The sequence below is a fragment of the Oceanicaulis sp. UBA6590 genome (assembly GCF_002433705.1).
Lineage (GTDB): Bacteria > Pseudomonadota > Alphaproteobacteria > Caulobacterales > Maricaulaceae > Oceanicaulis.
This window is the reverse complement of the sequence record NZ_DJIQ01000027.1, coordinates 26,929-47,475: the sequence shown is the minus strand read 5'-3', so window position 1 is coordinate 47,475 and position 20,547 is coordinate 26,929. Positions and strand designations below refer to the sequence as shown.

General features: G+C 63.4%; 20 protein-coding genes. 13 read left to right on the top strand and 7 right to left on the bottom strand.

Going from position 1 to position 20,547, the window contains the following annotated elements:
- Window positions 1-57: 57 nt before the first annotated feature.
- The gene (locus B2Z70_RS06085) at window positions 58-2,100 is read left to right on the top strand and encodes a ComEC/Rec2 family competence protein (RefSeq protein ID WP_292981999.1); all 2,043 of its coding nucleotides are present in this window, start codon (window positions 58-60) and stop codon (window positions 2,098-2,100) included.
- Between the two features lie 3 nt (window positions 2,101-2,103).
- Here B2Z70_RS06085 and B2Z70_RS06080 read toward each other — a convergent pair whose 3' ends face one another.
- From B2Z70_RS06080 to B2Z70_RS06060, 5 genes are all read right to left on the bottom strand, one after another.
- Window positions 2,104-2,778, bottom strand: a complete 675-nt coding sequence (locus B2Z70_RS06080) for a 2-hydroxychromene-2-carboxylate isomerase (protein ID WP_292981998.1) — start codon at window positions 2,776-2,778, stop codon at window positions 2,104-2,106.
- A gap of 54 nt (window positions 2,779-2,832) precedes the next feature.
- Window positions 2,833-3,516 (bottom strand): transcriptional repressor LexA, encoded by a 684-nt coding sequence (lexA, locus tag B2Z70_RS06075; RefSeq protein WP_292981997.1) that lies wholly within the window; start codon window positions 3,514-3,516, stop codon window positions 2,833-2,835.
- Window positions 3,517-3,595: 79 nt separating this feature from the next.
- On the bottom strand, window positions 3,596-4,390 hold the full coding sequence (gene trpC, locus B2Z70_RS06070) for an indole-3-glycerol phosphate synthase TrpC (protein ID WP_292981996.1): 795 nt from the start codon (window positions 4,388-4,390) through the stop codon (window positions 3,596-3,598).
- Window positions 4,391-4,410: 20 nt separating this feature from the next.
- Entirely contained in the window at window positions 4,411-5,427 is a 1,017-nt protein-coding gene (gene trpD, locus B2Z70_RS06065; RefSeq protein WP_292981995.1) for an anthranilate phosphoribosyltransferase, read from the bottom strand.
- Window positions 5,424-6,011 (bottom strand): anthranilate synthase component II, encoded by a 588-nt coding sequence (locus tag B2Z70_RS06060; protein WP_040612974.1) that lies wholly within the window; start codon window positions 6,009-6,011, stop codon window positions 5,424-5,426. The genes trpD and B2Z70_RS06060 overlap by 4 nt, the downstream gene beginning before the upstream one ends.
- A gap of 88 nt (window positions 6,012-6,099) precedes the next feature.
- Here B2Z70_RS06060 and B2Z70_RS06055 point away from each other — a divergent pair, with 88 nt between their 5' ends.
- Entirely contained in the window at window positions 6,100-7,068 is a 969-nt protein-coding gene (locus B2Z70_RS06055; RefSeq protein ID WP_009800934.1) for a divergent polysaccharide deacetylase family protein, read from the top strand.
- On the opposite strand, the gene trpE is transcribed toward B2Z70_RS06055, so the two are convergent.
- Window positions 7,065-8,567, bottom strand: coding sequence for an anthranilate synthase component I (trpE, locus tag B2Z70_RS06050; RefSeq protein ID WP_292981994.1), 1,503 nt, complete (start codon window positions 8,565-8,567; stop codon window positions 7,065-7,067). The two genes, B2Z70_RS06055 and trpE, sit on opposite strands and share 4 nt — an antisense overlap.
- A 10-nt stretch (window positions 8,568-8,577) precedes the next feature.
- Window positions 8,578-10,485 carry a peptidylprolyl isomerase gene (locus B2Z70_RS06045; protein ID WP_292981993.1) on the bottom strand — a complete coding sequence of 636 codons (1,908 nt, stop codon included), beginning with the start codon at window positions 10,483-10,485 and terminating at the stop codon, window positions 8,578-8,580.
- 162 nt (window positions 10,486-10,647) lie between these two features.
- Here B2Z70_RS06045 and tpiA point away from each other — a divergent pair, with 162 nt between their 5' ends.
- From tpiA to B2Z70_RS05990, 11 genes are all read left to right on the top strand, one after another.
- On the top strand, window positions 10,648-11,385 hold the full coding sequence (gene tpiA / locus B2Z70_RS06040; protein ID WP_009800931.1) for a triose-phosphate isomerase: 738 nt from the start codon (window positions 10,648-10,650) through the stop codon (window positions 11,383-11,385).
- 74 nt (window positions 11,386-11,459) lie between these two features.
- Window positions 11,460-12,464: a response regulator gene (locus B2Z70_RS06035; RefSeq protein WP_009800930.1), complete on the top strand. Its 1,005-nt coding sequence runs from the start codon at window positions 11,460-11,462 to the stop codon at window positions 12,462-12,464.
- 52 nt (window positions 12,465-12,516) lie between these two features.
- The gene (gene secG, locus B2Z70_RS06030) at window positions 12,517-12,933 is read left to right on the top strand and encodes a preprotein translocase subunit SecG (RefSeq protein ID WP_009800929.1); all 417 of its coding nucleotides are present in this window, start codon (window positions 12,517-12,519) and stop codon (window positions 12,931-12,933) included.
- A gap of 19 nt (window positions 12,934-12,952) precedes the next feature.
- On the top strand, window positions 12,953-13,387 hold the full coding sequence (locus tag B2Z70_RS06025; protein WP_292981992.1) for an MAPEG family protein: 435 nt from the start codon (window positions 12,953-12,955) through the stop codon (window positions 13,385-13,387).
- Between the two features lie 71 nt (window positions 13,388-13,458).
- Complete coding sequence (gene pyrG, locus B2Z70_RS06020) at window positions 13,459-15,087, top strand: CTP synthase (protein ID WP_009800927.1); 1,629 nt, start codon at window positions 13,459-13,461, stop codon at window positions 15,085-15,087.
- Between the two features lie 111 nt (window positions 15,088-15,198).
- Window positions 15,199-15,381, top strand: a complete 183-nt coding sequence (gene rpmF / locus B2Z70_RS06015; RefSeq protein ID WP_009800926.1) for a 50S ribosomal protein L32 — start codon at window positions 15,199-15,201, stop codon at window positions 15,379-15,381.
- A 170-nt stretch (window positions 15,382-15,551) separates the two neighbouring features.
- On the top strand, window positions 15,552-16,829 hold the full coding sequence (eno, locus tag B2Z70_RS06010; protein WP_292981991.1) for a phosphopyruvate hydratase: 1,278 nt from the start codon (window positions 15,552-15,554) through the stop codon (window positions 16,827-16,829).
- Between the two features lie 176 nt (window positions 16,830-17,005).
- Window positions 17,006-17,338, top strand: coding sequence for an FtsB family cell division protein (locus tag B2Z70_RS06005; RefSeq protein ID WP_292981990.1), 333 nt, complete (start codon window positions 17,006-17,008; stop codon window positions 17,336-17,338).
- A gap of 214 nt (window positions 17,339-17,552) precedes the next feature.
- Window positions 17,553-18,497: a pyruvate dehydrogenase (acetyl-transferring) E1 component subunit alpha gene (gene pdhA, locus B2Z70_RS06000; RefSeq protein WP_414690863.1), complete on the top strand. Its 945-nt coding sequence runs from the start codon at window positions 17,553-17,555 to the stop codon at window positions 18,495-18,497.
- Between the two features lie 3 nt (window positions 18,498-18,500).
- Window positions 18,501-19,046, top strand: coding sequence for a DUF6794 domain-containing protein (locus tag B2Z70_RS05995; RefSeq protein ID WP_292981988.1), 546 nt, complete (start codon window positions 18,501-18,503; stop codon window positions 19,044-19,046).
- A gap of 72 nt (window positions 19,047-19,118) precedes the next feature.
- Window positions 19,119-20,537 carry a pyruvate dehydrogenase complex E1 component subunit beta gene (locus tag B2Z70_RS05990; RefSeq protein WP_292981987.1) on the top strand — a complete coding sequence of 473 codons (1,419 nt, stop codon included), beginning with the start codon at window positions 19,119-19,121 and terminating at the stop codon, window positions 20,535-20,537.
- The last annotated feature ends 10 nt before the right edge of the window (window positions 20,538-20,547 follow it).

Sequence of the window (20,547 nt, the reverse complement as noted above, 5' to 3'; positions counted from 1 at the left end):
CTCCTGGGGGAATTCCCGGCCTTGCGTCGAGCCGTAGCGGCTGGACTGGGCGGGCCATTGGCGCTCACTTCACCTGATCCCTATCGTCTGATCCTGTGGGCTCCGGTCGCGCTGGCGATTGGAGCGGCCGCCTATTTCTCCTGGCCCTCCGAGCCTGGATTGGCGCCTGTTCATGCCGGACTGGGCCTGAGCCTGTCGGCGGCGGCGCTATGGGGCGCGCGCCGGGACGCAGTCACCCTTTATGCGATGGTGCTGATGTTGGGCCTGACTGCCGGTTTCGCTTTGGCGCGCGAGAGGGCCCACGCCTTGGGGGCGCCGAACCTTGAGGCCTTTCAGTCCGAGCGCAGCGCTCAGATCACAGGCTGGATCGAGCGGGTTGAGCGAATGGAGGGTCGTGCGCGTCTTGTGATCCGGGTTCATACGCTGGGACATGCCGATACGCCGCCTTACAGGGTCCGCATCCGCGCCGGACTGGACGGTTTCGAGCCTGGCGACGCGATTCAGGTGCGCGCCCGGCTCGCACGGCCGTCTGCACCTGTGGCGGCGGGCGGCTATGATCCGGCGCGTGCGGCCTGGTTCGATCAGATCGGTTTGACGGGCTACGCGATTTCAGATCTGGAGCGCGCCGTGATCGGGGCGTCTGCGCCTCCTGGCCTGATCCTGGCGCGTTTCCGGTGGCGCTTGTCCGAGCACTTGCAGTCCCGCACAGACCCGCGCACCGGTGCAGTCGCCGCCGCATTGCTGACTGGCGAGCGCGCCCGGGTCAGCCGCGAGGACGCCGAAGCGCTGCGCCTGTCAGGGCTCGGCCATATTCTCGCGATCTCCGGCCTTCACATGGCGCTGTTCGCGGGCGGAGCCTATTGGTTGATCCGTCTGGGGTTTGCTATGTGGGAGCCTTGGGCGCGCGCCCATGACCCGCGAAAACCCGCCGCCCTTGGCGCGCTGATCGCGGCGAGCCTCTATCTGGTCATCTCGGGCGCCGCGGTCTCTACGCAGCGCGCCTACATCATGGCGTTCGTGGTGTTGATGGGCGTCCTGTTTGACCGTCAGGCCTTCTCCATGCGCTCACTGGCGCTGGCGGCGATTCTGATCCTGCTCATCGCGCCAGAAAGCGTTATCGAGCCGGGCTTCCAGATGAGCTTCTCGGCTGTGGCGGCCCTGATCGCTAGCTTTGACGCCTATAAGCGCTGGCGGCCCGAAGGCGGCTTCTCGACTTCGCTTATCGGCAAGGTGAAGGATGCGCTCGCCGGGCTCAGCGCCACCTCCCTCATTGCCGGGGCGGCGACAGGCGCGTTCGCCGTTTTCCATTTCCAGCGCATGGCCGCCTATGGGCTCATCGCCAATCTGCTGGCCATGCCGGTTTTCACCTTCTGGGTCATGCCCGCTGGCGGCGCGGCGCTTGTCTTCTCGCCTCTGGGACTGGAGCGGCCCTTTCTCTGGCTCATGGATCAGGGGCTGAGGCGGGTGCTCGACATCGCCTACTGGGCGTCATCTCTGGACGGCGCCGTGGTGGGGGCGAACGCTGCGGACCCGGCGCTGGTGGCGCTCTACGGGCTGGGCTTTGCGTGTCTGGTGATCGGGCTCGGATGGATGCGGGTGACCGGAGGCGCGCTGATTGCGATCGCGATCGGCCTGTTCATGGTCCAGACCCCGCCCCAGATGATGATCACCGATGGCGGCGTGGTGCTGGCGCGTTTTGAAGGCGGGGGCGAGGAGTTCGCGGTCTCGGACCGAAGGCGCGGTCGCTTTGATGCGCGCGTCTTCCTGCAGCGCGCAGGCGTCAGCAGCACACCCGAACGCGCGGCGCTCCGCTGTGACACTCTGGGCTGTACCGGTCGAACGGCCGAGGGATTGCTGCTGGCTGTCACAGGATCTGCGGAATCACTGGAGTCGGATTGTGCCTACGCGGATCTGATCGTGTTTGACGGCGAGGTCTCCGCGTGGCGCAAGCGAAGATGCCGGGCGCTGGTGCTGGATGACGCCGCCCGCGCCGAATTGGGCGGAATGGAGTTCTGGGTTCAGGACGGGCAGGTCGTGCGCATGCGCAGCGCTCAGGCGATGCGGCGGGAACGCTTGTGGGGGAGAGGTTCTGAAACCTGATCGCTAGAGCGCTTGCAGGCCGCGTTGCTCCATGCGCCAGAGCAGGGCGTCAACCCGGTCCTGGCCAAAGAAGGGTTCGCCCTCAAAGACCATCAAAGGCACGCCCCAATGGCCGGCGGCGTCCTGGTTGGCTTCATTCTCGATGATCTGCCTGTCGATGCGGTCAGACTGCGCATCGGATTCGGCATTGAGCCAGTCCGCATCCAGTCCGGCCGTGCTGGCGGCGTCATCCAGGGCGCCGTCATCGGTCCAGGGGGTGTTGAACCCGGCGCTGGTTCCGCCCCAGATCCGGCGGCTGGCGGCGGCGATATAGGCGAGCCCATCGCCGGCTTCAGCGGCGAGAACGCCCAGACGATTGAGATAGGCGATACGCGGCTGATCGGCCGCGATCTTCAGGGTCGCGAGATCCTGAACAATGGGATCGGGTGAGGGCGCAGAGATGGGCAGCCCCAGACGCTCCGCCTCGCGCGCCACGTCGATGAGGACATAATGGATCCACCGCGGATCGCGCTCTTCAAAGAAGTGCGGACTCCTGACGGCCAACGGACGAACGATGCGGACATCCACCGTGAAGGCGTACCGCTCCCGCAGCTCAAGAAGTCGTTGCGCGGCGATATAGCTGTAGGGGCTTCGGAAGGACCAGTAGAGGTCAAGGCTGAGCGGTGCGGCGTCGGTCATGAGTCTGGCGTCCTCAAAAGGGTGCGCCAGACTATCCTCGCTCGATCAGCGCGCCTAGTGATAGCGGCGGATGAGGCCCACGAGACGCCCCTGAACCTTCACCTCGTTCGGGCCGAAGATACGGGTCTCATAGGCGGGGTTCGCCGCTTCGAGCGCAATCGAGCCGCCCTTCTTGCGCAGCTTCTTCAATGTGGCTTCCTCGTCATGGACGAGGGCGACCACGATGTCGCCGGTATTGGCGGTGTCGCCGCGCTTGATGATCACAAGGTCGCCATCCAGGATTCCGGCCTCGATCATGGAATCGCCGTGCACTTCCAGCGCGAAGTGCTCGCCGCCCGAAATCATCTCGGCGGGAACGGGCAGGCGATCGGTTTCATGCTGGATCGCCTCGATGGGCACGCCCGCAGCGATCCGGCCGAGAACCGGCACTTCCACGCCATGGCTGCGCTCGTCAGAGGCGCTGGATCCGAAGTCCGCGCTGACGACGTTGGTCTTCAAGGGGGCGGGCGAATTGCCGGACCCGCCCTGGGGCAGCTTGAGCACTTCCAGCGCGCGGGCGCGATGAGCGAGGCGGCGGATGAAGCCGCGTTCCTCGAGCGCCGAGACCAGACGGTGAACGCCGGATTTGGAGGCGAGGTTCAGCGCCTCCTTCATTTCATCAAAGGAAGGCGATACGCCGTCTTCGGACAGACGCTTGTTGATGTAGAGCAAAAGCTCGTGCTGCTTTTTGGTCAGCATGATCGCCTCTTGGAACAAAATAGAAACTCTAGAAGTGTTCTATGCATGTTCCATCTTAACGTCAAGTGAAGGCCCAGCGTCAGGCGCGCCCCATGAGGGTGCGCGTCGCCAACGTCACATCCTCCTGCCGCATCAGGCTTTCGCCCACCAGCAGAGCCTTGGCGCCAGCCTCCTGCAAACGCACCGCGTCGTCACGGATGAAAATGCCGCTTTCGGCCACCAGAACGCGATCATCGCCCACAATGGGAGCAAGGGTTTCAAAGGTTTCCAGGCTGGTTTCAAAGGTGCGAAGATTGCGGTTGTTCACCCCCACGAGCGGGCTCGGCAGGGCGAGGGCGCGCTTCATTTCGTCCGCGTCGTGCACCTCGACGAGGGCATCCATGCCCCATTTGAACGCTTCCTCGATCAGGTCCGCGGCGAGGGAATCATCCACGCTCGCGAGAATCACCAGAATGCAGTCCGCACCCAGCGCCCGTGATTCGGCCACTTGCCACCGATCATAGAGAAAGTCCTTGCGCAGGACGGGCAGGTCGACCGCCGCGCGGGCGGCGATGAGATAATCGTCATGGCCCTGAAAGCTCGGCGCGTCGGTCAGCACGGACAGGCAGCTTGCGCCGCCGTCCTCATAGGCCTTGGCGAGTACCGGCGGATTGAAGTCCGCCCGGATCAGGCCTTTCGAGGGGCTGGCTTTCTTCACTTCCGCGATCAGGCCCAGACCGTTCGCGTTCGCATCGCGTTCCAGCGCCGCCTTGAAGCCGCGGACTGGGCTGGCGTCCTGCGCCCGCTCGCACACCGCTTCATAAGAGAGGCGGGCTTTGCGCTCGGCGACATCGGCGCGCTTGTAGGCTTCGATACGGGTGAGGACATCGCTCATGGGAGACTCTTCAGGCTGGGTCAGGCGTTGCTGGCGCGAACAAGCGCGTCGAGAGCGGATTGCGCGCGGCCCTCATCAATAGCGCTGGCGGCGAGCGCCGCGCCGGATTTCAGATCATCGGCGAGCCCCGCGAGTTTCAGCGCCGCCGCAGCGTTCAGAAGCACGATATCGCGATAGGGGCCTTTTGCGCCCTTGAGCAGATCGCGGATCGCCTGGGCGTTCTCTTCAGGCTCACCCCCCTTGAGATCTTCAAGACCTGCGCGGGGCAGACCGGCGTCTTCGGGTATGGTCTCGTATTCGCGGATGGCGCCATCGGGGAAGAGCTCTGCCACATGGCTGACGCCCGTGGTGGTGATCTCATCCAGCCCGTCCTCGCCGTGCACGATCATGGCCGCTTCCGCGCCGAGCCCCCGCAGGGCTTCAGCCATGGGAACCAGCCATTTGCGATCAAACACGCCCAGCAGCTGACGTTTTGCACCCGCCGGATTGGAGAGCGGACCGAGCAGGTTGAAGATCGTGCGCACGCCCAGGATCTTGCGCGCCGGCCCCACATGGCGCACCGCGCCGTGATGGGCCTGCGCGAAGAGAAAGCCCACCCGGGCTTCAGACAAGGCCGCTTCCACCTGCGCCGGGCTGGCGAACAGGTTCACGCCCAGACTTTCGAGCACTTCAGCGGAGCCGGATTTGGAGGAGGCGGCCTTGTTGCCATGCTTGGCGACAACCGCGCCTGCGCCCGCAGCGACCAGAGCGGCGGCGGTCGAGATGTTCCACGTGCCCCGCGCATCCCCGCCCGTGCCGCAGGTGTCTATGGCGGTTGCGGGCGCCTTTACGGGCGTCATGCGAGCGCGCATCGCCTTTGCGCCGATCATCAGGGCTTGCGGGCTTTCTCCAAGCGCGGTCAGCGCCAGCAGGAAGCCGCCAATCTCGACCGGATCAGCCTGACCTTCCATCAGGGCGTCAAACGCAGCCTCAAGCGCAGGCGCCTCCGGCTCCTGTCCCTGAGCGAGGGCGTGAATGGCGGGACGCATGCGGCTCATGCCGCCTGCTCCGACGCCATACCCGCCAGACGCAGGAAATTGCCGATCAGGGCATGGCCGTGTTCAGAGGCGATGGATTCGGGGTGGAACTGCACGCCATGAATGGGACGGGTCTTGTGCATCAGTCCCATGATCTCGCCATCGGCTGTATGGGCGTTGGCGACAAGCTCGGTGCCGTCGGGCAGATCAACGGCGAGCGAATGATAGCGCGTGGCGTTATAGGGCGAGGGCAGGCCCTCGAACACGCCGGTGCCGTCATGTTCGATCGGGCTGGTCTTGCCATGCATGATGGCCTTGGCTTGAACCACCTTGCCGCCAAACACCTGACCAATGGACTGGAACCCCAGGCAGACGCCGAAGATCGGCAGGTCTTTCGGGGCCGTCTTGATCAGGTCCAGACAGATGCCCGCCCGATCCGGATCACACGGGCCGGGGCTGATCAGAATGCCCTTGGGATCAAGCGCCAGCGCTTCGGCGGCGCTCATGGCGTCATTGCGGATGACGCGCGTCGGCGCCCCCAGCTCCTGGACATAGTGGACCAGGTTGAAGGTGAAGCTGTCATAATTGTCGATGATCAACAGCATGGGCGGCTCGCGCATCGGTGAAATGAGCTGTGGAACTTAAGCAAGCCCGTGCGCGCCGCCAACCGCGACTCGCTGTAAATACGCTTTGATGATGCGAACTGCTTCATATGCGCCGCACCTGGGTTCGGCTCTGGCCGCTGGCTTCATGCTGGTCGCAGCGCTCGCCTATAATCTGGGCGCGCAGTCAGGTGAGCCTGAAGCGGTCGCGTCCGAGATCGGCGTGGCGTCTGAAACCGGATCGGCATTCTGGCCCGGCGTTATCCGTGTCGAGGCGACGCAGCGGATTGAAGCGGAGGTTTCGCTTCGCGGGGAAGAACCCATCCCGGTCATCGAGTCTCCGACCCCTGTCGCAGCGCCGATGCTGACCCCGCGTCGTCCGCAACTGGCGATCATCATGGATGATGTGGGGCTGGATGTGGCGGCGGCTGAGCAATTGCTGGCGCTGGACGCACCGCTGACCCTCTCGATCCTGCCCTATGCGGAGGCCGCGCCCGTGATCGCCCGCCGAGCGGCGGATGCGGGGCGTGAAGTCTTCGTGCATCTGCCCATGGAGCCGGTTGGCGTGGAGGATCCGGGTCCGTACGCGCTGACGGAATTCCAGAGTGCGGACGAAATGTCCTCTCGCATACGCTGGGCCTTCTCGCGCGTGCCGGGAGCGACAGGCTTCAACAACCATATGGGCAGCCGTCTGACATCGGACCGCCGCGCCATGGACGCTTTGTTCACAGCGGGGGCATTTCCCTCACAGCTGATCTTTGTGGATTCCCTGACCCATCCCCGCTCGCAGGCGGCGCGCTCTGCCCGGGCTGCGGGCCTCAACGCGCTGACGCGGGATGTGTTTCTGGATCATGCGCCTGATGAAGCCTCGGTCAGCGCCCAGCTCAATCTTGCACTCGCTCTCGCGCTTCAGAACGGTCAGGCGATCGCCATTGGCCATCCAAGGCCGCAGACCCTGGCCGTGCTCGCCGACCTGACGCGTCGCGCCGAGGCGGTCGGTGTGGAGCTCGTGACCGTCCAGGCGCTGAGCGCGACCGCGTCTTCCGAAATCGAGAGCTAGACGAAACGCCAGGCTTCGGATGCGGCCCGGAACAGGGCGCGGGCCTTGTTGACCGTTTCCTGATGCTCGGACTCTGGATCGGAATCGAGCACGACCCCTGCGCCAGCCTGAACATGCATGCGCCCGTCCTTGACGATGGCGGTGCGCAAGGCGATGGCCATGTCCATATCCCCATTGGCGCCGAAATAACCCACAGCGCCCGCATAGATGCCGCGGCGATGGGGTTCGAGCTCGTCGATGATCTCCATGGCGCGCACCTTGGGGGCGCCCGACACCGTGCCTGCCGGGAAACCGGCCATCAGGGCGGAAATGGCGTCTTCGCCCTCGCCAAGCTCGCCTTCCACATTGGAGACAATGTGCATGACATGGCTGTAGCGCTCGATGATCTCGCGCTCCGTCACTCGGACCGTGCCCGCCTTGGCGACCCGGCCCACATCATTGCGCCCGAGATCGAGCAGCATCAGGTGCTCGGCGCGTTCCTTGGGATCGGCGCGCAGATCGGCCTCATGGGCCTGATCGGCTTCTTCCGAATTGCCGCGTGGACGCGTGCCTGCAATGGGGCGGACGGTGACGGTGTCGCCGCGCAGCCGCACCAGGATTTCCGGGCTCGAGCCGACAATGGCGAAGCCGGGCAGGTTGAAGAAGTAGAGGAAAGGCGAGGGGTTGGTGCGCCGCAGGGACCGGTAGAGTGACAGCGGCGTCGCCGTGTAGGGCGCGGAGAAGCGCTGGCTGGGCACGACCTGGAAAATGTCGCCTGCGCGGATGTAGTCCTTCGCCGTCTCGACATTCTGACGGTATTGCGCCGGCTCCATATTGCTGACGGGCTCTTCCAGCGTCCAGGGCGCGGCGGAACCCGCGATCGGCGCCGGCGCGTCCAGTCGTGCGAAGACCGCTTCGATCCTGCGGCGCGCAGCATCGACCTGCAGTTCGGCTTCCATGCCCGGCTTGGGACGCACTGGCGCGGCGACAAGGATTTCCTGACGCAGGGCGTCAAACACCACCATGACGCGCGGACGCAGCAGCTGTCCCTCAGGCAGGTCCAGCGGATCCGGTCCGGCATGGTTGGGCAGACGCTCGACCTGACGGATCGTGTCATAGCCGAGATAGCCAAAGAGACCCGCCGCGATCGGCGGCAGGCCGGAGGGCAGGGTGAGGCGGCTCTCGTCAATCAGTTTGCGCAGCGATTGCAAGGGCTTGTCTGCGCTGGGCTCGAATGCGCCCGGCGCAACGCCGGGGGCGGGCGCGGTGGCGATCTCGGCCACATCGCCCCGGCAACGCCAGATGAGGTCCGGATCAAGCCCGATGGCGGAGTACCGCCCCCGGAAAGCGCCGCCCTCGACGCTTTCCAGCAGGAAGGTGTTGGTGTTGTGCGACGCCAGTTTGAGATAGGCGGAAACGGGCGTTTCCAGATCATCCACGCGCGTCGCGGTCAGAAGGGCGGTCTGCCCGCGCGCGCACAGCTCTGTCGCCGTCTCGAGATCCGGGGCGAAAGCGGTCATGACGCGCCTGTTATTGTGCGGTGGTGCGTCCCAGAGCCTGATCGATCAGGTCCTGGTTCTGACGCACATCGTAGGCGTTGATCAGCGCATTGGTGACGATCTGGGTCGCATCATCGCGCAGTTCGCCCGTCATCTCGTTGCGCTGGGCCTGGGTCACCGCGCCGCCCTCGGCTGCAATCACCTCATCCACGAGCACCAGGGCGCGGGTGGTCTGGTTGTCAGCGCGGGAAACAAAGCGTCCGCCTTCGGGTTGACGGAAGGCCTGAGCGACAAGCTGGGCGTTGAACGGGCCCGCGGTTTCTTCCCGCCCGAGCACAGCCGATTCAACCCGTGCGCCAGCGCCTAGGGATGCTGCAATGGCGTCAAGGGTTTCACCGGCGTCGAGCCGGGCCTGCACGTCGTCGACCACCTCCTGAAGGCGGTTGTCGGTTTCCCGCATGACCCAGAAACGCGTAGCGTCTTCACGCACTTCGTCCAGCTCGTAGAGACGGGCGGGTTCAATCTCGTCCACGCGGACCACGAAATACCCGCCATCCTCGCCATAGCCTTCAAGATCCGTCGCAAAACCCTGCTGGGCCGCGAAAGCGGCGGACAGGATGTCCGGGTTCTGTAGCAGGGTCAGGGCCGGCTCGCGGTCGGGCGAATACCCGTTTGCGCCGACAAAATCGATGCGCTCGGCGAACAGTCCCGCCTCGCGCGCAGCCTCTTCCAGCGTCGCGCCATTGCCGCGCGCTTCCTCGAAGACTCCCAGCGCGTCCAGCATCATGCCTTCTGCGGTGTCGCGCGCCAGTTCCGTGCGAAGCTCGCTCTCAACGGCGGCGAAATCGGGCGTGTCGGGATCATTGGCGGCGTCAATGCGCAGCACGCGCCAGCCCAGCTGACTCTCCACGGCCGCCAGCTCACCCGCCTGCATCTGGAAGGCGCGTTCGGCGATCTGGGCGTCCGGGACCTGATAGGCTTCCACATCCGCCAGAGCGACTTCGTCTCCAAGGCCGAGCTCGGCGACGACAGAGGCGACGGACTCGCCGGCGCCCAGACGCGCGGCGGCGGTTTCCGCGGTTTGCTGATCCGGGGCGGGCCATTGGGTCAGGGAGCGCGTCGCCGGATCGGCCAGCTCGCCGTTTTCAAGGCGATAGTCATAGAGCGCCTGCAGGTCTTCCTCGCTCACCTCAACATCCCGCAGCAGATCTGTCGGGGTGATGCGGACCAGGGTCAGCCGACGTTGCTCGGCGCGTTCGAAAATGCGGGCGTTCTCGCCGATGAAGGCGGTCAGGGTCTCATCATCCGGGGCTTCAGGCGTTTCAACCAGAACAGGACGCAGGAAAAGCGCGCGCAGGCTGCGGCGTTCATTCTCGTAAGCCGCCCGGATTTCGGCGTAGATGTCCGGCGCGCGGACGCCGCCCAGCGCAGCAGCGACAAACTGGGCGCGGCGCAGTTCGCTGGTGATGTCGGATTCAAACTGACGCTCGGCCATGGAGCCGCGATAGCCGTTTTCGCGCAGGATGGAGGCGTAGGTGCCCGGATCGAACTGATTGGTGAACGGGTTCTGGAAGGCCGGGATCGACCGCAGGGTTTCAAACAGCGTGTCGTCAGAGATCGTCAGGCCCATCTGATCCGCCTTGGCGTCCACCGCGGTCTCGGCGATGAGGCGGCGCACCACAGAATCACCCAGGCCCATCTGGTCCGCCTGCTCACGCGTGATCTGGGGATTGTCGCGCTGGATCTGGAAGAGCTGGCGCTCATAATTGCGCTGCACCTCGGATGCGCTGACGGTCTGGGGACCGACGACGAGCGCAGACGTGCCGCCGCCGCTGAAAATGTCGCTGACGCCCCACAGCGCGAATGCGGCGATGAGAAGCGCGATGATCATGCCGCCGATAATGGGCGAACGGGCGAGCGAGCGGATAAGCGAAAGCATGGAGCGTTCCAGATCAGGCCTAGGGGCGGGTGGGTATGCGGCGGGACCGTAGCCGGGCGGGGCTTGTGCGGCAAGCAGGCCAGTGCGTTGCAGCCGGGTTCTTGCACTGCTATCCCAGCGCGCCGCTTCTTCTAAGCGGCCAAACAAGAACGCAGGACGGGGATGGCGACGATGCGGCGCAAGCTGGTGGCGGGCAACTGGAAGATGAACGGGCTCTTGGCTGACCGGGCGTTCCTGACCGAACTTTCCGCTGCGCTGTCGCAGACTCCAGACGCGGATATCCTTTTATGTCCGCCCGCAACCCTGATCCTGGCCATGGCGCAGACCAAGCCCGAATGGCTGATGCTGGGCGGGCAGGACTGCGCCATGACGCAATCGGGCGCGCATACCGGAGATGTCAGCGCGCGGATGCTGGCGGATCTGGGCTGCAGCCATGTCATTGTCGGGCATAGCGAACGTCGCGCCGATCATGGCGAGGACAATGCGATTGTGCGCGCAAAGGCGAAAGCGGCGCTGGAGGCGGGGCTCACGCCCATACTCTGTGTCGGGGAAACGCTCGAGCAACGCGAATCGGGAGACGCTGAAGCGGTCGTCATCACCCAGATGCGCGCCAGCCTTCCCGAGTGCGCCGCAGACCAGATCGTCATCGCCTATGAACCGGTCTGGGCGATCGGCACCGGGCGCACCGCCAGTCCTGAGGACGCCCAGGCCATGCACGCCGCCTTGCGCGCGGCCTGGCCGGGTTCTGATGGCGACGCGCTGCGCATTCTCTATGGCGGTTCCATGAACCCTGCGAATGCAGACGCGCTGTTGTCGCAATCTGATATTGATGGCGGCCTCATAGGCGGCGCCAGCTTAAAGCCCGAACAGTTCGCCTCAATAATCCGTACGCTCCGGTAAGGCGTTCTTCAGAGTTTTTATTTAGTCTCCCCGGTTGAATAAGGAATTGGCCTGATCAACAGGCGGGGTGGTGCATGAGCGAAATCGATTACAGCCGCGCGAGCGTGGCGCTCTACGATCCGGTGTCCGTCAACCAGCGCACAACGCGATATTCTCTCCACGAGATTGGTTTTCGCGACATTTTCCAGCTCAACACCCTGTCAGAGCTGCGCCGGATCGTGCAGGACGACGCGCCGCATCTGATCATTGCGGAAACCGCGGATCATGAGGCGGAAGTGTTCAGGCTCGTGCGTGCGATCCGCTCGGGCGAACTGTCCAACAATCCGTTTGTCGCGCTCTTGCTGACATCCTGGCGTCGCGACGCCGATCTGGTGCGCAACGCCATTGGCTGCGGCGCGGATGATCTACTGATCCGGCCGCTCTCCAACAGCTTTGTCGAAGACCGCATTCGCACCCTGATCCGGGCCCGCAAGCCGTTCATCGTGACCAGTGACTATATTGGCCCGGACCGTCGTCGCGACAAGGAACGCGGCGCGGGCGCCGTGAAGCCGATCGAGGCGCCCAACGTGCTCAAGGCGGTCGTCACCAACGACATCGAGGCGCTGCAGAAAGCTCATGCCTGGATCGATGAGGCTCAGCGCACGGTTGAGGGCGAACGCCTGCGCCGCCTGTGCATGCGCATCATTGTGGGCGCGGAAGCGGGCATGCGGGAGATGAAGGTCGGCCGCCAGCCGGCGATCGATCTGTCGGAGTTCGAAAACAGCGCGCGCGAGCTTCGGGCTCGCATGGCGAAGTTCCGCTCCAGCGAAGCCTCCCGTGTCGCCAAGGCCTTGGTCGACGTCTCTCAGGAATTGCGTGAACAGGCCGGCCTTACCCACGCCAACCTCTCGCTGGCCAAGGAGCTCTCCATGGCCGCCTATGTCGCCTATGCCGGAGATGACGGTATGGAGCGCTCCCAGGAAGAGATGGCCAAAGCGGCTGAAGCGCTCCAGAGGCGCATGGCGGCGGCGTCCAAGCGCAAGATACAGGTGGAAGGTGGCGCTCCGCCTGAAGCTGAGCTAAAACGCGCGGCCAACTAGTCCGTCGCGGTCCTCGCGCGGACGAACTCTGTTTATTCGGAAACGCCGCGCAATGACTGCTGTCCTTCTGATCATCCACGTTCTTATCGCCGCCGCGCTGACCGGCGTCATCCTGATGCAACGCTCTGAGGGCGGCGCTCTGGGCATTGGCGGCGGTGGTCCCGGCGGCATGATGAGCGGCCGCGGCGCGGCCAACCTGCTGACGCGCGTCACCATGATCCTGGGCGCGCTGTTCATCGGCAACTCCATCCTGCTCGCCATCATTTCGGGCGTCACCACGTCCTCCGGTTCGGTCCTGGACCGCGTCGGCGAGACCCAGACCAATTCCGATCTGCCCTTTGGCGATCTGGAAGGGCTTGAAACCGATGTGCCTGCGCCGACTGATGAAGCGCCTGCCGACCCTGCACCGGCTTCCGATGACGCTCCTGCGCAGGATGAGCCGGCCCAGGACCCTGATTTGCCGAACTGATAAGCGATAGGGGCGCGCGATGTTCACATTGCTCGACCCCGTGTCCGCACTGCTCTGGCCGTCAGCCGCCCATTTGGCGCTGACGGCCTTTCTGTATCTGTGGCTGACGCTTGAGCGCGCTGGCGCCGTCATGTCCCGGCGCAATCGCTATGACGATTTCACGCGGGTGGACGCCGATCAGGGGCGCGGCGCGCGCGTAGCGGCGAATCTGCGCAACCAGTTTGAAGCGCCGCCCTTCTTTCACATGCTGGTTCTGGCGCTGGTTCTCGCTGGCGAGCCTCTGTTTTTACAGCTCGTTCTGGCCTGGATCTTTGTGGCGGGGCGTCTCGCACACACGCTGGTTCAGACTATGACGGGCAATGTGGTGCTGCGCGGTGTCGTGTTCTCCATCAACTTCCTCGCGCTCTGCGCGATGTGGGTGATTTTCTTCGTCCGCATGCTCAACAGCGCTTAACCGCGATTTCCACGGTCAAGTTCAGATCGGGCGCTTTTGTCGGGGACGATTCTGCGCTAAGCAGTCCGCCCATGCCGCGATACATTTTCATAACCGGCGGCGTGGTCTCCTCCCTTGGTAAAGGCCTCGCTTCCGCCGCACTCGGCGCGCTTTTGCAAGCGCGCGGGTATAAAGTCCGTCTGCGTAAGCTCGACCCGTATCTCAATGTGGATCCGGGCACGATGTCGCCTTATCAGCATGGCGAGGTCTACGTCACCGATGACGGGGCCGAGACCGATCTCGATCTGGGCCATTACGAGCGCTTCACCGGCGTGTCCGCCCATCAGAGCGACAACATCACCACGGGCCGCATCTATTCCGAGATCATCGAGCGCGAGCGTCGCGGCGATTATCTGGGCGCGACCGTGCAGGTGATCCCGCACGTCACCGACGCCATCAAGAATTTCGTCCTGTCGGACGCCGGCGATGTGGATTTCGTCCTGTGCGAGATCGGCGGCACGGTGGGCGACATTGAAGGCCTGCCGTTCTTCGAGGCGATCCGTCAGCTTGGTCAGGAGCTGGGCCGCGACAACGCCATCTTCATCCACGTCACGCTGTTGCCTTTCATCAAGGCGGCGGGCGAGATGAAGACTAAGCCGACCCAGCACTCGGTCAAGGAATTGCGCTCCATCGGCATCCAGCCCGACATCCTGCTGTGTCGCTGCGAAATTCCGATCGACCCCAGCGACAAGCGCAAGATCGCGCTGTTCTGCAATGTGCCCGAGAACGCCGTCATCGAGGGTCGCGACGCGGCCTCGCTCTATGACGTGCCGCTCGAATATCACGGGCAGGGGCTCGACAAGGTCGTGCTCGAGCGCTTCCGCATGGAAGACGCGCCCGAGCCGGACCTGACTATCTGGAACGGCATTTCCGAGGCCGTGAACAATCCCGATGGCGAAGTCACCATTGCGGTCGTGGGCAAGTACACGGTTCTGGTGGACGCCTACAAATCGCTTCTGGAAGCCCTCAACCATGGCGGCATCGCCAATCGGGTGAAAGTGAAGGTGAAATGGCTCGACGCCAGCCAGTTCGAGAATGCGGACAACCTCATCGAGCTTGAGGACATGCACGCCATTCTGGTGCCCGGCGGCTTTGGCGAGCGCGGCGCGGAAGGCAAGATCGCGGCGGCGCGCTTCGCCCGGGAACGCAAGATCCCGTATTTCGGCATCTGTTTCGGCATGCAGATGGCGGTCATCGAGGCGGCGCGCAATCTCGCCGGTCTTGAGGGCGCGAGCTCGTCAGAATTTGGCGAACCCAAAGTGCCGCTCGTGGGCCTTCTCACCGAATGGGTGAAGGATAACGAGACCATTCGTCGACACGCCGGCGGCGATCTGGGTGGCACCATGCGTCTGGGCGCGTTTCCGGCAGCCCTGAAAGAAGGCAGCAAGGTGCGCGAGATCTACGGCCAGGCCGCGATCCATGAGCGTCACCGTCACCGCTATGAAGTGAACATCGCCTACAAGGACGAGCTGGAAAAAGCCGGTCTGGTGTTCTCCGGCCTGTCGCCGGACGGGGTTCTGCCCGAGATCGTGGAGTATGCCGACCACCCCTGGTTCATCGGCGTTCAATACCATCCCGAGTACAAGTCCCGCCCGTTTGATCCCCATCCGCTGTTCGCAAGCTTTGTGGCGGCGGCCAAGGAACATAGTCGTCTGGTGTAACAGCCCTGTTGCATCAGGCCGCGCAAACCGGTATAGCCCGCGGCTCATTCGCGCGAAGTGTTCTTTGTGCGATCCCGAGTCATTCGCGTTTGAGAACGTAAGGAGAGACCGATGGCGGTCCCTAAGCATAAAGTCACCCGCTCCAAGCGCGGCATGCGTCGCGCGCACGACGCCATCGGCACGACGGCGTACATCGAAGACAAGGATTCCGGCGAACTGCGCCGTCCGCACCACATCGATCTGAAGACCGGCATGTACCGCGGTCGTCAGATCCTGGACGGCCAGGACGACTAAGCCGGACGCCGCGCCGCATTGGCGGCGCGCAGTCTGACAGAAAAAGCCCTGCACCAGACCCGGTGCAGGGCTTTTCGCATTTGCATGCCTCGTTTATGAAGCGCGCAGCAAAAGCACCAGAGCCGGGCAGGGGATGCGCGGCTTGATCCGATCAAAAGGACCTCCGCGCCATGACCGCCATCGTTGATATCGCCGCCCGTGAAATCCTCGACAGCCGGGGCAACCCGACCGTTGAAGTGGACGTCTTCCTGGAAGACGGCTCCATGGGCCGCGCGGCCGTGCCGTCCGGCGCCTCCACGGGCGCTCACGAAGCGGTTGAAAAGCGCGATGGCGGCGACCGTTACAAGGGCAAGGGCGTGCTTGAGGCCGTCACCGCGGTCGAGACCGAGATCTTTGAAGCCATCGCCGGGATCGATGCGCGCGAGCAGCGCACGATCGACGAGATCCTGATCGGGCTGGACGGCACCGAGAACAAGGCGCGTCTGGGCGCGAATGCGCTTCTGGGCGTGTCGCTGGCGACCGCCAAGGCCGCGGCGCTGGCCTCCGGCCTGCCGCTCTATCGCTATGTGGGCGGGGCGAACGCCCGCGTCCTGCCGGCGCCGATGATGAATATCCTCAATGGCGGCGCACACGCGGACAATCCGGTCGATTTTCAGGAATTCATGATCATGCCGACCGGCCTTGCGACCTTTTCCGAGGCGCTGCGTTGCGGCGCGGAAATCTTCCACGCCCTCAAATCCCAGCTTAAAGCGGATGGCCTGAACACCAATGTGGGCGATGAGGGCGGTTTCGCACCGGACCTTAAAAGCGCCGAGGCCTGCTTGGACGCCATCATGAAGGCGATCGAGACCGCAGGATACGAGCCGGGCTCTGACGTGACCCTGGCGCTCGACGTGGCCTCCACCGAGTTCTTCAAGGACGGCAAATACGTCATGGAAGGCGCGGGCCGCACCTGCACCTCTGATGAGTTCGCCGAATATCTCAAGGAACTGGCCAGCGCCTATCCGATCATCTCCATCGAGGACGGCATGGCCGAAGACGACTGGGAAGGCTGGAAGGCCGTCACCTCCATGCTGGACGGCGATGTGCAGCTGGTGGGCGATGACCTGTTCGTGACCAATCCCGAGCGCCTGGCGCACGGCATCGAAGTGGGCGCGGCCAATGCGCTGCTGGTGAAGGTCAATCAGATCGGCACCCTGTCGGAAACCATGGATGCGGTCGAGATGGCCCTGCGTTCGGGCTATGGCGCAGTGATGAGCCACCGCTCGGGCGAAACCGAGGACACCACCATCGCTGATCTGGCCGTCGCGCTGAACTGCGGTCAGATCAAGACCGGCTCGCTGGCGCGTTCGGACCGTACGGCCAAGTACAACCAGCTCCTGCGCATCGAGGCCGAGCTGGGCGATGCGGCCATCTATGCCGGCCGGACGGCCATCGCCGCCGGCTAGCGTGCGGCCGGATATGCGTTCTACAGAACGGCCCGGAGCGATCCGGGCCGTTTTTTGTTTCCCGCAAAACGGGAACGAATCAACACTTTCTGATTCGGCCTAACGCTTCCTTTACTGAGTTTGCCTAATCTGCCAATCGAACGATCCGCAAAAGGCGGGCGGTGGATGGATGGGTCATGATGAAGGTGCTGAAGCGCTTCATCCCCTTGATTGGGCTGGCTTTGGTGATTGGCTATCTCAGCTATCACGCGCTCCATGGTGAGCAGGGCTATCTCAATCATCTGCGCATTCAGGCGCAAATCTCGGCGGCTGAAGCCGAGTTGGCTGACGTGCGCTCAACCCGGGAACAGATGGAAGATCGCGTTGCGCGCCTGAAGGCGGACGGCCCGGACGCCACGGTGGACGTGGACTATCTCGAAGAACGCGCCCGCGCCGTCCTGCGCTTTGCCCATCCCGACGAAATTGTCGTCCAGATTGACCGCGGCGCACAGCCCGATCACGGCGGCTGAACCTCCGTTCACGGTTAATTGTTCGCACGCGCAACATAATCTATGCGCTTTACGGCATATTATCATCCCTGTTAAAGGCTGACGTGACGTCAACAGGGAGTGTGAGCCAATTGGTTCGCATGTGAAATATATGGCGACGAAACGCTCTTCCAGCGCTGCGAGCAAATCCGCCTCCGCGCGCAATAACAAAAACGATGTGAGCCAGGACCAGCTGATGGGCTGGTACAAGGACATGCTCCTGATGCGCCGCTTCGAGGAGAAGGCCGGCCAGCTCTACGGCATGGGTCTGATCGCGGGCTTCTGCCACCTCTATATCGGCCAGGAAGCGGTTGTCGTCGGCGTGCAGGGCGCTCTCGAAGAGGGTGATCAGGTGATCACCGGCTATCGCGACCACGCCCACATGCTGGCCACCGGCATGGATCCGAACGGGGTGATGGCTGAACTGACCGGTCGCGAAGGCGGCTATTCCAAAGGCAAGGGCGGGAGCATGCACATGTTCTCCCGTGACAAGCAGTTCTTTGGCGGTCACGGCATTGTGGGCGCGCAGGTCGCGCTCGGCACCGGGCTCGCCTTCTCTGACAAGTACAAGAAGAACGGCAAGGTTTGCGCGACCTATTTCGGCGATGGCGCGGCCAACCAGGGCCAGGTCTATGAGAGCTTTAATATGGCCAAGCTCTGGAACCTGCCTGTCGTCTACATTATCGAGAACAACCAGTACGCTATGGGCACCGCCGTCGCGCGCGCCAGCTCTGAAACGCATCTTTACAAGCGCGGCGCGTCCTTCGGCATTCCGGGCGAGGAAGTGGACGGCATGGACGTCACCGCCGTCTATGACGCCGCCAAGCGCGCCGTCGAGCATGCGCGCTCGGGCGAGGGGCCGTTCATCCTCGAGATGAAGACCTATCGCTATCGCGGCCACTCCATGTCCGACCCGGCGAAATACCGCACCCGCGACGAGGTCAACGATATTCGTGACCACAAGGATCCCATCGATCTGGCGCGCAAGATCATCCTGGAAAAGGGCTGGTCTGACGAGGACGCGCTCAAGGATATGGACAAAGAGGTCAAGGCCATCGTCAACAAGTCGGCCGACTTCGCCAAAGAGAGCCCGGAGCCTGATCCGTCCGAGCTCTACACCGACGTTCTGATCGAGGGTTAGGCGATGACTGTAGTCAACTTCGCTTTGCTCGCCGGACTAGCGGTCGCTCAGGCCGGCACGCCTGATGATGCTGAAAGCGGTGGATTTTCTACATGTATACCAGAAACTTATGAAGACGCGCTTGATTGTCTAGCGGAGGTGCTCGACGCGGAAAACGAGGCGCGTCTACTTGGTTACCGTTTTAATGAACTGTCACTGCTCCACCATGGCTTTGGAACTGGCTTGAGGAACGCTTGGCTCTGGGGCGAACGTAGCCCGGCAGCGTCCGACATGCTTGAGCGTGGATTTGTGCATCCCGATGATATGTCGAGTGCGATCATTACCGGTTTCTGGGCGCGCGAAAATGGCTGTGATTATCCCATCGAACCGGTAATCGCTTGGTACGCCGCCTATTGGACAGCTTCCGCCCAAGAGCGGGAAAATACTCATGAGGGAGAAGCTGTCGTGACACCAAATGAAGACAACAGTTTTACGATGCCACTGCCAGTCTGTCCGTTTGATTTATCGGGGTATCCGCCTGGCCGAGAACCGACAGTTGTTGAGTATTAGAATGTTTGCCCCTCAAGCGTCATCATCGCCGGTTCAACGCCGCGCCTTTACCGTTAGACCTGGAGCAGTTTGATGCCCATCCAAGTTCTCATGCCCGCGCTCTCACCCACCATGGAAGAGGGCACTCTGGCCAAATGGCTGGTGAAACCCGGCGATCAGGTCAGTTCCGGCGATGTGATCGCCGAGATCGAGACCGACAAGGCGACGATGGAAGTCGAAGCGGTCGAAGAGGGTCGGGTCGGCAAACTCCTCGTCGATGAGGGAACCGAAGGCGTTCAGGTCAACGCGCCCATCGCCATCCTTCTCGAAGAGGGGGAAGATGACAGCGCCCTTGAGGGGTATGATCCCGAAGCCTCGGGCGAAGATTCCGCGGCGTCGGGAGATGACTCAAAGGCTGACCAGAAAGACGCGCCGAAGTCTGAAGCGAAATCAGACGACAAGGCCGACGCGCCGCAAAAACCCAAAGGCAAGACCCTCTCTGATCCTGACATCCCCGAAGGGACCAAGATGAAGGAGATCACCATTCGCGACGCCCTGCGCGACGCGATGGCGGAGGAAATGCGCGCAGACGAAGCGGTCTTCGTCATGGGTGAGGAAGTCGCGCAATACCAGGGCGCCTACAAGGTGACCCGCGAGCTTTTACAAGAGTTTGGCGACCAGCGCGTGGTGGATACCCCGATCACCGAGCACGGCTTTGCCGGTCTCGGCGTCGGTGCGGCCTTTGGCGGTCTGAAGCCGATCGTCGAGTTCATGACCTTCAACTTCGCCATGCAGGCGATTGACCACATCATCAACTCGGCGGCGAAAACTCTTTACATGTCAGGCGGTCAGATGGGCTGCCCGATTGTGTTCCGCGGCCCGAACGGCGCGGCCTCCCGCGTCGGCGCCCAGCACAGCCAGGACTATTCCAGCTGGTATGCCCATGTGCCGGGTTTGAAAGTGATCGCGCCCTATGACGCAGCGGACGCCAAGGGCTTGTTAAAAGCCGCTATTCGCGATCCGAACCCGGTCGTGTTCCTGGAGCACGAGCTGATGTATGGCGAGACGTTCGAAATTCCCGACATGGATGATTTTGTCCTGCCCATCGGCAAGGCGAAAGTGCGCCGCGAAGGCTCTGACGTCACCATCACCGCGCATTCGCGCATGGTGGGCTTTGCCCTGCAAGCGGCTGAAAAGCTGTCTGAAGAGGGCATCGAGGCCGAGGTCATCGACCTGCGCACCCTGCGTCCGCTCGACACCGACACGATCATTCAGTCCGTCAAGAAAACCAATCGCATCGTCTGCGCGGAAGAGGGCTGGGGCCAGCATGGCGTCGGCGCGGAAATCGCTGCGCGGGTCACGATGGATGCGTTCGATTATCTCGATGCGCCGCCGACCCGGGTTTTCCAGGAAGACGTGCCGCTGCCCTATGCCGCCAACCTTGAAGCCTTGTCGCTGCCGGGCGTTGAGGACATCATCAAGGCCGCCAAGCAGGTGTGCTACGTGGAGTAGGGACCACCGT

Excerpts from the sequence above, each read along its gene's own strand:
- B2Z70_RS06080 (WP_292981998.1), bottom strand. The coding sequence starts at position 2,778 with ATGACCGACGCCGCACCGCTCAGCCTTGACCTCTACTGGTCCTTCCGA.
- lexA (WP_292981997.1), bottom strand. The coding sequence starts at position 3,516 with ATGCTGACCAAAAAGCAGCACGAGCTTTTGCTCTACATCAACAAGCGT.
- trpC (WP_292981996.1), bottom strand. The coding sequence starts at position 4,390 with ATGAGCGATGTCCTCACCCGTATCGAAGCCTACAAGCGCGCCGATGTC.
- trpD (WP_292981995.1), bottom strand. The coding sequence starts at position 5,427 with ATGAGCCGCATGCGTCCCGCCATTCACGCCCTCGCTCAGGGACAGGAG.
- B2Z70_RS06060 (WP_040612974.1), bottom strand. The coding sequence starts at position 6,011 with ATGCTGTTGATCATCGACAATTATGACAGCTTCACCTTCAACCTGGTC.
- B2Z70_RS06055 (WP_009800934.1), top strand. The coding sequence starts at position 6,100 with ATGATGCGAACTGCTTCATATGCGCCGCACCTGGGTTCGGCTCTGGCC.
- trpE (WP_292981994.1), bottom strand. The coding sequence starts at position 8,567 with ATGACCGCTTTCGCCCCGGATCTCGAGACGGCGACAGAGCTGTGCGCG.
- B2Z70_RS06045 (WP_292981993.1), bottom strand. The coding sequence starts at position 10,485 with ATGCTTTCGCTTATCCGCTCGCTCGCCCGTTCGCCCATTATCGGCGGC.
- tpiA (WP_009800931.1), top strand. The coding sequence starts at position 10,648 with ATGGCGACGATGCGGCGCAAGCTGGTGGCGGGCAACTGGAAGATGAAC.
- B2Z70_RS06035 (WP_009800930.1), top strand. The coding sequence starts at position 11,460 with ATGAGCGAAATCGATTACAGCCGCGCGAGCGTGGCGCTCTACGATCCG.
- secG (WP_009800929.1), top strand. The coding sequence starts at position 12,517 with ATGACTGCTGTCCTTCTGATCATCCACGTTCTTATCGCCGCCGCGCTG.
- B2Z70_RS06025 (WP_292981992.1), top strand. The coding sequence starts at position 12,953 with ATGTTCACATTGCTCGACCCCGTGTCCGCACTGCTCTGGCCGTCAGCC.
- pyrG (WP_009800927.1), top strand. The coding sequence starts at position 13,459 with ATGCCGCGATACATTTTCATAACCGGCGGCGTGGTCTCCTCCCTTGGT.
- rpmF (WP_009800926.1), top strand. The coding sequence starts at position 15,199 with ATGGCGGTCCCTAAGCATAAAGTCACCCGCTCCAAGCGCGGCATGCGT.
- eno (WP_292981991.1), top strand. The coding sequence starts at position 15,552 with ATGACCGCCATCGTTGATATCGCCGCCCGTGAAATCCTCGACAGCCGG.
- B2Z70_RS06005 (WP_292981990.1), top strand. The coding sequence starts at position 17,006 with ATGATGAAGGTGCTGAAGCGCTTCATCCCCTTGATTGGGCTGGCTTTG.
- pdhA (WP_414690863.1), top strand. The coding sequence starts at position 17,553 with ATGGGCTGGTACAAGGACATGCTCCTGATGCGCCGCTTCGAGGAGAAG.
- B2Z70_RS05995 (WP_292981988.1), top strand. The coding sequence starts at position 18,501 with ATGACTGTAGTCAACTTCGCTTTGCTCGCCGGACTAGCGGTCGCTCAG.
- B2Z70_RS05990 (WP_292981987.1), top strand. The coding sequence starts at position 19,119 with ATGCCCATCCAAGTTCTCATGCCCGCGCTCTCACCCACCATGGAAGAG.